The organism is Gracilimonas mengyeensis (assembly GCF_900182705.1).
Classification (GTDB): Bacteria; Bacteroidota; Rhodothermia; order Balneolales; family Balneolaceae; genus Gracilimonas; species Gracilimonas mengyeensis.
This window is the reverse complement of record NZ_FXTP01000004.1, coordinates 119,772-132,335: the sequence shown is the minus strand read 5'-3', so window position 1 is coordinate 132,335 and position 12,564 is coordinate 119,772. Positions and strand designations below refer to the sequence as shown.

Annotated in this window: 11 protein-coding genes; 3 read left to right on the top strand and 8 right to left on the bottom strand. The window is 43.5% G+C overall.

Annotated features, from left to right (window positions below; genetic code table 11):
- Positions 1-87: 87 nt before the first annotated feature.
- Both FN815_RS06020 and FN815_RS06015 read right to left on the bottom strand, forming a co-directional pair.
- Positions 88-354, bottom strand: coding sequence for a hypothetical protein (locus FN815_RS06020; protein WP_142453725.1), 267 nt, complete (start codon positions 352-354; stop codon positions 88-90).
- Between the two features lie 80 nt (positions 355-434).
- The gene (locus tag FN815_RS06015) at positions 435-1,025 is read right to left on the bottom strand and encodes an RNA polymerase sigma factor (protein ID WP_142453724.1); all 591 of its coding nucleotides are present in this window, start codon (positions 1,023-1,025) and stop codon (positions 435-437) included.
- Positions 1,026-1,451: 426 nt separating this feature from the next.
- Here FN815_RS06015 and FN815_RS06010 point away from each other — a divergent pair, with 426 nt between their 5' ends.
- Entirely contained in the window at positions 1,452-2,411 is a 960-nt protein-coding gene (locus tag FN815_RS06010; RefSeq protein WP_142453723.1) for a sugar-binding transcriptional regulator, read from the top strand.
- Between the two features lie 4 nt (positions 2,412-2,415).
- Here FN815_RS06010 and FN815_RS06005 read toward each other — a convergent pair whose 3' ends face one another.
- The 6 genes from FN815_RS06005 to rsmA all read right to left on the bottom strand — a co-directional run bounded on the left by FN815_RS06005 (position 2,416) and on the right by rsmA (position 8,916).
- Positions 2,416-3,381, bottom strand: coding sequence for a hypothetical protein (locus tag FN815_RS06005; protein ID WP_142453722.1), 966 nt, complete (start codon positions 3,379-3,381; stop codon positions 2,416-2,418).
- 127 nt (positions 3,382-3,508) lie between these two features.
- Entirely contained in the window at positions 3,509-3,949 is a 441-nt protein-coding gene (locus FN815_RS06000) for a hypothetical protein (RefSeq protein WP_142453721.1), read from the bottom strand.
- A 109-nt stretch (positions 3,950-4,058) separates the two neighbouring features.
- Positions 4,059-5,153 carry a calcium/sodium antiporter gene (locus FN815_RS05995; RefSeq protein WP_142453720.1) on the bottom strand — a complete coding sequence of 365 codons (1,095 nt, stop codon included), beginning with the start codon at positions 5,151-5,153 and terminating at the stop codon, positions 4,059-4,061.
- A 798-nt stretch (positions 5,154-5,951) separates the two neighbouring features.
- The gene (gene groL, locus FN815_RS05990) at positions 5,952-7,625 is read right to left on the bottom strand and encodes a chaperonin GroEL (RefSeq protein ID WP_142453719.1); all 1,674 of its coding nucleotides are present in this window, start codon (positions 7,623-7,625) and stop codon (positions 5,952-5,954) included.
- 56 nt (positions 7,626-7,681) lie between these two features.
- On the bottom strand, positions 7,682-7,969 hold the full coding sequence (groES, locus tag FN815_RS05985) for a co-chaperone GroES (RefSeq protein ID WP_142453718.1): 288 nt from the start codon (positions 7,967-7,969) through the stop codon (positions 7,682-7,684).
- 170 nt (positions 7,970-8,139) lie between these two features.
- Complete coding sequence (rsmA, locus tag FN815_RS05980) at positions 8,140-8,916, bottom strand: 16S rRNA (adenine(1518)-N(6)/adenine(1519)-N(6))-dimethyltransferase RsmA (protein WP_142453717.1); 777 nt, start codon at positions 8,914-8,916, stop codon at positions 8,140-8,142.
- Positions 8,917-9,174: 258 nt separating this feature from the next.
- Here rsmA and FN815_RS05975 point away from each other — a divergent pair, with 258 nt between their 5' ends.
- Together FN815_RS05975 and xerD are read left to right on the top strand one after the other, a co-directional pair.
- Entirely contained in the window at positions 9,175-11,598 is a 2,424-nt protein-coding gene (locus FN815_RS05975) for an HD family phosphohydrolase (protein ID WP_142453716.1), read from the top strand.
- A gap of 2 nt (positions 11,599-11,600) precedes the next feature.
- Entirely contained in the window at positions 11,601-12,512 is a 912-nt protein-coding gene (gene xerD / locus FN815_RS05970) for a site-specific tyrosine recombinase XerD (protein WP_142453715.1), read from the top strand.
- Positions 12,513-12,564: the final 52 nt, after the last annotated feature.

Genomic DNA, 12,564 nt, shown 5'->3' with positions numbered 1-12,564 from the left:
ATGCAAAACATTGTTTAATCGATTTCGGTATTCCCAAAATTTTGCAAAACACGCTTCTATTTCAGCCGATACCTCAGTGTTGCCTAATCAAGTTTTTCCATATTTAATTAATCGTAGAAAATGTTTGTCAAATTTGTCCTTTTCATTCCACTCTTCATCTGCAGGTATTTCTGGATTATTGAAAGGCATGCTGATGATTTTTTTTGCTTTTCTCGTCAATTTCCAGTTCTTAACACTTTCTGCATGCCAATTTTGCCATTTCTTTGTTTCTGCTGATGAACTTGTTCCTCTCAGCCAACGCAAGAATGACTCATTGTTTATCAATTCATTTAAATCCTTTTCTTCATCGGTCAAAATAGTACCTCCTTATTACTAAAGAGGTCTTCATTCCATAAATCTACTCAAAATGAATCAGGCCATACCGATCTTCCAAACTAAACCTTTATAAATTCTTGCATTCGGCTAATGGCTTTTGAAATATGGTTGTATACACTTTGCTTATTTAGATTCATGACTTCCGATATCTCATTGTTTGAAAGCCCGCTGTAGAATTTTAAGTATATAGCTTCCTTCTGGCGCTTAGTAAGTGCTCGAAGCGCTACCATTAATTGTTCTTTTTTATGACGCTCGGTCTCAAAATGAATCAATAACTCTTCAATGTTGTAAATTTGTTCAAATGAATCCTGATTATAGTCGTGATTACGTTTAGTGCGGTTTCGCATTTTTTGCAGCCGGCGTAAAAGGATTCTGCGCAGTGATGAAAATAAATAGGATTTAACTGATTTTGCTTCGCTTAAATTCTGTCGCTTATCCCAAATATTCAGGAATAATTCCTGAATTCCATCTTTAACCAATGCATTGTCAGGGTAAATTTTATATCCGTACTTATAAAGATGCGAATAGGAATAGCAATACAGGTCTGAAAGTGCTTTTCTGTTTCCGCTGATTACTTCTACCCATAAATCTTCCCAGCTTGTGCTTTGACGGGTACTCCATTGATTAGGCTTCGTGACTTTTGCTAACATTTATAATCCTTCTGTTTCGTAGATCCAACCCTTAAGTTACTATTGATTTATCCCGGCAGTTGATCTCAATTATCCATAGCATAAAAGAAACCGAAATCTGCACTTGAACATTTGTTCACTACTGAATTAATGTTCTCACTCAATTTAAAAAATAATATTTCATTGTCAACAAGAAAGCGCTTTTAACTTTTTATCCCTCTTAAACTAATTAACCACTTGTACTTAACAGCTATACAATTTTATCTCACTTATGCTTTAAAAAATATTTATCGCAGAAATATGGGTTTGAAGTGTGCTTAACAAAAATTATTCGTACTTACTAAGAGGCCTGTAAAGCTTCATTTATCCTTACTCTTGGTTTATGTATTTTCAGGCTGGCTTTTTTATATGCCATCACACGGATAATTGTATTTTGAACGTTCTTTTATGATCAGAGCAAATAATTCAGTCGAAAAGCGGCTACTTACCAAAGTAAGCTCCATGTATTATGAACAGGAGTATAATCAACAGCAGATAGCCAATAGGCTGCACCTGTCACGTCCCAAGGTATCGCGACTGCTGAAACAAGCCCGCGAAGTTGGCATTGTTCAGATATCCGTAGTCTCTCCAACGGAGAATTTTATTGAGCTGGAAAAAAATCTCGAGGAAAAGTTTGGGCTCAAGGAAGTCCTGATAGTGGAAACGGATACACAGGCTTCCGGCAAAGTATTAAAGAAGCAAATTGGTACAGCCGCAGCCAACTACTTACACCGTACCATTTCCAACGGTGACACTATTGGGGTAAGCTGGGGCACCACCCTTGAAGCAGTAATAGATGCCCTGCCTCCCAAACAAACCGAAGATACACATATAGTACAAGCACTTGGTGGAGTAGGCCCCCCGGAAGATAAAGCTCATACCACTGATATTTCGCGGCGGCTCTCTCAACTACTGGGCAGCCGGCTTACTCTGCTTCCCGCACCCGGCATTGTTGGCAGCACCAATGCGAAAGAAGTGTTGTTGGATGACCGGCAGGTAAAAGTTGCCCTGAGCACCTTCCCTTCTATTAACAGGTTGTTTGTTGGTTTGGGTGCTATACAAACTAATCCCGTTTTGGATGAAGACAGCAAAGAAGTGCCCCCGGGACTTTATAAAGAAATTACCGCCTCAAAGGCTGTGGGCGACATAGCTTTGCGCTTTTTTGATGTGGAAGGAAACCCGGTTTCATCAACCCTCGATGACCTAACCATCGGCATTACCATTGATCAGATTAAAGCCATTGATACCGTAGTTGGCATTGCGGGCGGCGTAGAAAAAAGAGAAGTTATATTAGGTGCTTTGCGGGGCAAATTTATCGATGTACTGATTACAGATAGCAGAACCGCAGAAATGGTTTTAGAAGGATAGAGTCTTAGTTACTCTGGCTGGCGTTTCTGCATCCCCAGGGGGAATGGTAGGCTTGCTTTTCCTTCACCCCAAAAGCAGGTTGTTTGTGATATAATTTTGTTCCCCTTTCAGGAATGGGATTTGCCTTGAATGAATCTAAGAGAACACAGTCCGTATTGTCTCTGAAAAGTGTTTTCTGCTCAAAAGTTTGTAGATGCTCTTCATATGTTTCCGCGTAAGATGGTAGATATGTATGTATGGTTGGAATATCATAAACCCCTACCGTAACCCGTGTTTGAAGAAAACTTGACAGGTATTCAAAGGAATCAACCGCTATAGAGTCGGAAAGTGCTTCTGTAGAAACCTGAGACTGGCTTTCAAGTAACTGCAATTTCCGGCTACTCAAATGGGAAAGATGTAGGTTTCGGGGTGATGCAACCACATATTTTGCTTTATCATGCAATGACTCCATCATTAAAGGGTTGCCATTATTGCAGGTAGACAATACCAAGAGATCAAAGAAAGATTCAAAAAGCGGTAATTGGCTACTAAATAATTCGGTATCAAAACTCTGCTCAGGCCTAGATTGATGGTAGCTCAATGAAGTTTCTGAAGGAACTTCATGCCCAAAATAGAGCATCACCTTTTGGTTGTTACCCTTGCCTGTACTTTTATTTTGATAGATTTCTGCTTCCTTTCGAAGCCCGCCTCCTTCAGGCGAATATTTTCCCTGTTCTGCTAACCTGCCATTTTTGTAGTGATACCAACGTCGGTCTTTACGGGAAAACAGTCCTAATATCTTTTTTTCCCGTTTCTGATGAAAAATAAACACTTCTCCCTTTTTGGCTCCGGCAGCTACCTGCTTAGCTTCACTCAATACCTCTTCATCTGCCTGATATCTTTTACCATTTATATGATAGGAGTAACTGGCATCCGCGTGAATAATGTAGATAATGGAATATTCAGGTTTTGATTTTTGCCGTAGATCCATCGCCTTCTCAGACGCAGAGCAACCTGCCAAAACGGCCAAACAAACTATCCATGATATGAGATAGAATAACTGTTTCATAAAAAAAGCGCGGCACAAACCACGCTTTAAACCTTTATTTATTTTTTACTTAAAGTAATAACAGGATTAATACAATCAACAGTGCTGTGGTAAGGCTCAATGTAACCACCTTATCAGCCTGTTCCATTTCCTGTTGAATGAAATTGGCATAATCATTAAGCTGATTGCCGGGCACTTTGGCATAGCCATTGGTTCCGTTGAGTTCATTTTTACGGTCGGTCAGACTTTCTTTAAAATCTGCCAGCGCTTTCTTGTCAGAATCCGGAACCATTTTATTTGATTCCACCCGATCTACCGCTTTAATAAGATCATCCAGGGATTTATTCAACATTACCCGTTTTTGTTGTACATCGGATTCTTCCTGTACCTGCTCAACCATTTCATTGATATGCTTCTTCAGTTTCTCATGGGCATCAGCAGATTGAGCCTGAAGCGGAAGTGCAAAAGTCATCAATCCTAAAAACAAAAAACTTAGTATCGTTTTCTTCATTTGTCTGTTTTTATGTTAGTGTTTACAAGTCTAACTGTATTAAAGCCTGTAGGTTCCAACTTATTAACACTCTTTAATAACCTTTACTAAGTACTCATACCCCACCAGACTATTCTTTCCTTGCCATCTTTTTATCTCTAAGATCCATAACAAATTTAACAATGATTAAAAGGATGGTAAGTGGAATAATTCCCCATATCATTACCAGCTCAAAGGTATCAACTACGGCGTGTCCCATAGCAAGTAGCACCAGGTAACCTAGGTAGGAAGCATAATACAGTAAGAAACCGGTTGCCTCGGCACGTCCCAATTCTTTTCCTGGCCAAAATAACGGCAAGCAAGCTACTACCACTATAATCATCACCGGCATGTCAAAACGAATGGCTTCAGCAGATACACTCAATGCTCCCGGAGCAATCACGATGGTAAGCCCCAGCGTAAGTAGAATATTGTACAAGTTGCTGCCCAGCACGTTGGCTATAGCCGTATCCGAATCCCCTTTACGAGCGGCGGATAAAGAGGTAGCTACTTCTGGCAATGAAGTTCCTATAGATACGATGGTTAACCCGATAATCAATTCTGATACTCCCAAAACTTCGGCTATCGTTACCGCAGCATCCACCATCAGGCGCGAACCGGCCACAATCATGACCAGTCCCCCAAGTAGTAAAAACAGATATTTGGTGTAGAACCAAGTAGGACTCCCTTTTAGAATTTCCTGAGCTGCATTGGACAAGTCTTCCCCGGTATTTTTTTTGCGATCGCTTTTTATCTGGAAGTAAATAAACATGGAGTATGCTACTAAGGCCGCCAAAATGATAAATCCGTCTAAAGGTGTGAGCCATCCATCCATTGCCAACACATACATAAGCACACTGGCAGCAAGCACCATGGGGATATCCCGTTTAATCACTTTATTGGTGATAGCAAGCGGGGCCAGCACCCCGGTGATACCCAGAATCAGCAAAATGTTGGAGATGTTGCTGCCTATGATATTGCCCAGTACCAAGTCGGGTTGGCCGTCTGCCGCAGCCTGTAAGCTAATGGCCAGCTCTGGGGCGCCGGTGGCAAATGCCACCACGGTGAGGCCCATAATTAGCGGAGAAATCCTCCAGGCAATACCAAACTTATCAACGGAATTAAGAAAAAGCTCGGCTCCGGTAATCAATAAAACCAAACCAATGATGAAAAATACGATGGACATGCAGATGATTGTCTTTTTAATCTTTTAAAAAAGTAACAGCCTTAAAAGTACGATTATTATTGCTTCCTGTTGATGACTGAACTGATTTTTACAAACCTCTGGGTTTTCCTTCTACAAATATGCTGTCACTAACGGGGCTTTTTATGACCGACTAACAGGAATAACTCCAGAGGGGGAAGCATCCTTTGTTACAGCACTGTGACATACATGTAGTTAATCTAACGTAAATTCGATATGAAATTTATCATTGCTACATATGTTAGATATTTCGATGACAAGCCCGAACAGAAAGCCCCCGATGAGGGCAAACAATATTAGCCCCGGGTAAGCCTGTGTAGGCTACCCCGCTTGCGGGGGAGCTAGCAGGCGCAACCCGGGGTTCCAAAAACGAAACATCAAGCTTCGCCCCCGAAGGTGAAGCGTGTAATAATTGCAAACGAAGCTTGGGCACCCCATCCCCCAAGGCCATGGTTGGCCAACCCTCGGCAAGTATATAGAACTTAACACTCCACAAGCCTCGGGTTTTTTCTTTTGGGATAGTTTACCCAGGGTTGCATCCACATACGTGGATTTACCCTGGGCTATTATTGTTTGTCCCCATTCGGGGACTAAGAGAAAATGGCAATCTAATTATCTATCCTCTTCACTTTTACAGTAATTACGCCTGACTAAAAGCTGGGCCTATTGATTTTTTATGCTTATTAACACGCTTGCCAAAACAAACCCATAAAAAAATCCCGCCCAAAATTAATTGAGCGGGATTCTAAATCTTAGCCGAGATTTATGGGGAATGATGGATTACATCATGCCGCCCATGCCTCCCATTCCGGGCATACCGCCGCCCATTCCGCCTGGCATTCCGCCACCGCCGTTGTCATCATCATCGTCGCCTTTGCTAGGCTTGTCTGAGATCACAGCTTCGGTAGTCAGCATCAATCCGGATACAGAAGCAGCGTTTTGCAGAGCTGTTCTGGTTACTTTAGTAGGATCGATTACACCAGCTTCAATTAAGTCTTCGTACACTTCGGTACGGGCGTTGTAGCCGTAAGCGTCTTTGCCTTCCAGTACTTTCTGAACCACAATGGCTCCTTCCACACCGGCGTTATTGGCAATAGTACGCAGTGGAGCTTCAATAGCCCGGCGTACAATTTGGATACCTACGTTTTCGTCGTTGTTAGCGCCTTCGAGTTTGTCGAGGGCAGCAGATGCGCGTAGCAGCGCTACACCACCACCGGGTACAATACCTTCTTCAACGGCAGCACGGGTAGCGTGAAGGGCATCTTCAACGCGGGCTTTCTTCTCTTTCATTTCTACTTCAGAGGCAGCACCAATATACAGTACCGCAACACCACCGCTCAGCTTGGCAAGACGTTCTTGCAGCTTCTCACGGTCGTAGTCAGAAGTAGTGTTATCAATTTGAGTTCTAATTTGGTTAACGCGCGCCTGGATGTCATCATCTTTTCCGTTACCATCTACAATAGTGGTATCGTCCTTAGTGATGCTTACACGAGAAGCACGTCCAAGGAAATCAAGCGTAGCATTTTCAAGCTTGTATCCGCGCTCTTCAGAGATCACGGTACCGCCGGTCAGGATGGCGATATCTTCAAGCATTTGCTTACGTCGGTCGCCAAAGCCAGGAGCTTTAACCGCAGCAATTTTCAGCGATCCGCGCAGCTTGTTAACTACCAGCGTAGCCAGTGCTTCGCCTTCAATATCTTCAGCGATAATCAGCAGCGGATTGCCATTTTGAACTACTTTTTCCAGAATTGGAAGCAGATCCTTCATATTGGAAATCTTCTTGTCGAAGATCAGGATATACGGATCATCCAGTTCGGTAACCATTTTCTCAGAATCGGTTACGAAATAAGGAGAGAGATAACCGCGATCGAACTGCATACCTTCTACTGTTTCCAGGTAGGTTTCTGTTCCTTTGGCTTCTTCAACCGTAATTACACCGTCTTTGCCAACTTTTTCCATAGCGTCGGCAATCAGGTTACCAATGGTTTCATCATTATTTGCAGAAATGGTACCGATCTGAGCGATCTCTTTACGATCGTCAATATCACGGCTCATTTTCTTCAGGTCTTCAATAATGGTGTTAACCGCTTTTTCAATACCTGACTTGAGCTCCATTGGGTTGGCGCCGGCAGTAACATTTTTCAGGCCTTCGCTCAGGATTGCCTGGGCCAATACGGTTGCAGTAGTGGTACCATCACCGGCGTTATCGCTGGTTTTGGAAGCTACTTCTTTTACCATCTGAGCGCCCATGTTTTGAATCTTGTCGGACAGCTCAATTTCTTTGGCTACGGTCACACCGTCTTTGGTTACCGTAGGGGCTCCGAAAGATTTCTCAATAACAACATTGCGTCCACGGGGGCCAAGGGTAACTTTAACCGCGTTGGCCAGCTTATCAACACCCTTTTTCAGGGCATCGCGCGCTTCAACATCATAGTGAACTAACTTAGCAGACATAATTATTTATACTTTTTAGTTTAGATTTAAATTTCTTGAAGTGATTTAAAAGGGGCTTACGCGACAACTCCCAGGATATCAGATTCGCGCATAATCAGGTACTCTTCCCCTTCTAAAGTGATCTCGGTACCGGCATACTTTCCATACAATACTTTGTCGCCGTTGCTTACACTCATTTCAATCTTGTTACCGTTCTCAACTTTTCCGGCACCTACCGCTACTACTGTACCTTGTTGCGGTTTTTCTTTAGCCGTATCAGGAATGATAATTCCGGAGCTGGTTTTTTCTTCAGCAGGTTCTGGCTGAACCAACACGCGGTCGCCTAAAGGTTTGAATTTAGCCATGTGTATGACTCCTGTTCGTTTTTAAGTTAATAGTTAAATTTTGTCGGGCTTTTGCCCTTTCATTGTTCCGCCATGCGTAGTGCAACATCCGTACCAAACCTGTTAACCAATTTTTGGAAGGGCTTAAATCAGCCAAATAAATACTATTTACGCAATAGAGTCTATCGTTTTCAGGAAAGGCTGTCAGACTGGTTCAACTGCTCTGCCAACTTTGCATAAATGTCAGGCGCCCAATGCTCCGCTCTGTCATCAAAGTTAAAACCCTCGGGTAAGTCATCGTCTCCCAAAACCGGCTTCAGGGAATTGCTTAGTTTTTTTCTGCGCTGATTGAAGGCCGTGCGTACAATGGATTTTAGTTTCTTGTCAGCAAAAGGATAGTCGGGCTTGTCAAAGTGCAGTTTTACGACGGCACTGGTTACTTTGGGAGGAGGAGTAAATGATCTTGGAGCTACATCAAACAAAATTTCAGGAGAACAGAAAAGCTGGGTTTGCACACTTAAGATTCCATATTCTTTAGTAGCGGGTTCGGCTACCAAACGCTCGGCCACTTCCTTCTGCATCATCAGGATCGCTTCTGAAAACAACTCACGGTTTTCAAGCAGATCAAAAAGAATTTGTGAGGTGATATAATAAGGCAGGTTCCCCACAACGATATTCTTTTTATCCGGAGCTATCATTTCAGGCCATTTTACCTTCAGGACATCATTTTTGTGGATGACCACATTCTCTACTTCCTGCTCCAGTACCTTTATGGCTCGTTCGTCTAATTCAATAGCATGCACATCACTAAACTTTTCTGCCAGCCACTTCGTTAAAGCTCCGGTACCCGGACCTATTTCTATAACACGGTCTGCTTCCTCAGCTCCGATGGCATCCATAATTTGGTAGATGACCAGTTTGTCGTTAAGGAAGTGTTGGCCCAGACTTTTTTTAGTTTTGAAGGACATATATACAGTTAGCAGTTAGCAGTTAGCAGTTAGCAGTTAGCAGTTAGCAGTTAGCAGTTAGCAGTTAGCAGATGTAGAAGATTGGCACCCATTTTGCCAAAGGCAACCTTAATTCAACATTTAGCATTTATCATTCAAAATTGATCTATCATTTTAAATTTTGAATCTTGAATTGCACATTATCTATTCTGCCTTCATAACTGTAAATTAGTTCCGGATTAATTATCCTCATAGTGAATTCTCATACTTAATTACTTAATGAGCTTACTCGAAAAACTTGGATTGGGGCAAAAGAAAAAAGAACTGGCCCCGCTGATTGGTGATAAAAAGAAAAAGGAGCAAGAGCGTTATGCCTTGAAGCGTAACCCGTATATTCGGTTACTAATACTGCTTATCTTCATTATTATCAGTTCTTTTTCTTTACCACGAAATCCCGTTAAATCCGGCTTTAGTTACAGCACTGGTCAGCCCTGGCGAGATGCCGACCTGACGGCTCCTTTTACTTTTGCCATCAATAAAACCGCAGATGAGCTTGAGCAGGAACGACAAGAAATTCGGGGGAAAACTCCTCCTATTTTTCGGGTTGATCCGAACGTTCCCATCACCGTCCAAACCCGGCTGGATTCTATTTACCGGGAAATCCGTCCTGTGTTAGACTCTTATCATACCTGGCAATCTTCAAAACGGACAAGTACAGATAGCGTTTCCGAGGACAGTACGCAGTTTGCAATGAACATCAGTTCATCCAGTATCGACTTAACCGAATCGTCCTGGACACTGCTTTTGGAAAGCTATGACCGCGTGCAGCGTGAGAACCTTGCGCCCGGCCAGTTTGTGGGCGTAAGCGTAAAACAACAGCTTGAAATGCTGATAGACCAACTGATGCAACAAGGCATCATCGACCGAAATAAGAACAATCTTGAGTACGATAAAATTACGGTTCGAAATCCACGGCAAAGTACCGAACGCTCAGTCAATCTCAGCCGTGTGAGGGACCTCCGGGAAGCCAATGAATTTGTACAATTCCGCCTTAACCGGCTGTTGAATGAAGAGCAGGCGCGCCTTGCCATGGAGCTTTACAACAAAGTGATTAGCCCAAATTATCTGTTCAGTGAGGAGGACACCCAAAACCGCCTGCAGGATGCCCTTTCCTCTATCTCTGAAACCAAAGGAGCCATTGCCCAAGGCCAGGTTATCATTAGGCGGGGTGATATTGTTACCGAGGAGAAAGCAAATGTATTAGCCAGCCTGGCTGAGGCCCGTGCAGAAAACGCGAGCGATATTGAACGATGGGTACGTTTTGGTGGCCAGATTGTCATCATCATTGCCGTCACCTTTGTCTTCTTCATGTACATTTACCTGTACCGTAGATCTATTACCTCAAACAATTCCATGTTTTTGCTGGTCTTCCTGATTATGGGATTGGTATCACTTGGCGCCGGCCTGATCAACTATTTTGATATTGCAGACCCTTATATAATTCCGGTGGCCATTGCCCCTATTGTACTCACTATCATCTTTGATTCCCGTGTAGGGCTCGTCTCCTCCATAACGCTGGCGGCCCTCTTGGGGCTTGTTAATGGCAGCAGCTTTGAATTCGTAGTGGCCACTTTTGCGGCTTGTAGCCTCGGTGTTTTTTCTGTGAGGGATATCAAAGACCGCTCCCAATTTTTCTTTACCACTCCGGGTATCGTTTTCATCACTTACATCCTTGTAGTCGGCTCGTTTACGCTGGCCACCATGAGTGGATGGGAAGCTTTCGCCTCTGACCTGATGTACATCGCTATCAGCAGTGTATTTATCTTGTTCACCTACCCGCTGATTCTTCTTTTTGAGAAGGCTTTTGGCATCACCACCGACTTTACCTTAATCGAACTGGGCGATACCAACCAGCCGTTGCTTAAAGAACTCATGAACAAAGCTCCCGGTACTTTTCACCATAGCTTGCAGGTTGCCAACCTATCAGAAACGGCTGCTGCTGCTATTGGAGCCAACTCTTTGCTCTGTCGCGTAGGTGCACTCTACCATGATATTGGAAAAATGGTAAAACCAGAATATTTCGTTGAAAACCAAAGCAAAGGCAGCAACGAACACGATAAGCTGAAGCCACAAATGAGTGCCATGGTGATTAAGGCGCATGTGAGTGAAGGCGTAAAAATGGCCCAGGAATATGATTTGCCACAGGTGATCATCGACTTCATCAAAACGCATCACGGCACCTCTGTGATTCGATATTTCTTTGAAAAAGCCAAAGAAGATGAAGAAATGAAAAGCCGGCTGGAAGAAGATCAATTCCGCTATGATGGCCCCCTGCCTTCAACCAAAGAAACCGGCATTCTGTTACTCGCCGACGGAATTGAGGCGGCCTCCCGTGCTATGAAAAATCCGACTTACAGCAAGCTCGAGAATCTTGTAAACCGTATGGTAGATGATCGGGTGTCCGAAGGGCAACTCAGCCATTCTCCACTCACTTTCCGCCATCTGCAGGTGATTAAGGAAACCTTCTTAAATATCCTGGTTGGTGTTTATCATAGCCGGGTTGAATATCCTGAAGACAAAGAAAGAGAGAAAGAGATGGAGCAAGATCAGTCTCAGGAAAACAACAGCCCTCCTCAGGAAGACGGACAGGATACAAGTGAGAGTGATCAATATCAGGAACAAGAAGATCAAAACCGCGAGTAACCGTGGCTTTTAAGCAAGAGCTCGATCTATACCTGCAGTTCGTAAAACTGGAGAAGGGATTAACGGAAAACTCTGTTATATCTTACAAAAATGATTTAGAGCGTTACTTCCAGTTCCTCATTTCTCAGAAGAAGATTACTGACCTGGGAGGGGTTACTCTTCAGCACATAGAAGATTTTCTAAATTACCTGGTGGATGAGCAACTGCTTTCTACCAGTTCCCTGGCCAGGAATATTTCCAGCATTCGCGGCTTTCATGAATTTGCCGTAGTGGAAGGCATTACTAAAGCTAATCCGGCTGAACTTGTTGAATTGCCTAAGAAAGCCTCTAAGCTTCCTGAAGTGTTAGACCGTGATGAGGTTGAAGCCATCCTCTCAACCCCGGATTTAACCACCAACACCGGCATCCGCGATAAAGCCATTCTGGAAACTCTTTATGGTACGGGTATGCGGGTAAGTGAACTTACCGGACTGGAACAAGACCGTCTGATTTTTGAAATAGGTTTCATTCGGGTGATCGGTAAAGGAAACAAGGAACGTCTGGTTCCGGTAGGAGAAGTGGCCCAGGATGCCATATCCCATTACACGGAGCACGTGCGCCCACAGTTCTTCAACCCCGAGAAAGCACATAAAGCAAAAAATAAAGTATTCCTGAGCGTACGCGGAAGTGCGTTATCTCGCATGAGCATCTGGAACATCGTGCAAAAAGCAGCCGGTAAAGCAGAAATCAAAAAGAATGTATATCCACATATATTTCGCCACTCTTTTGCCACCCATTTACTTGAAGGCGGGGCTGACCTCCGGGCCGTACAGGAAATGCTCGGGCACTCTTCCATTCTCACTACCGAAATCTATACCCATGTAGATCGCTCTTTTTTACACCAGGTACACAAAGAATTCCATCCCCGGGCCTGAGCCTGAAATTTTTCTTTACATCTTCCGTTCCGCATTAAACCTTCAAAAGTTT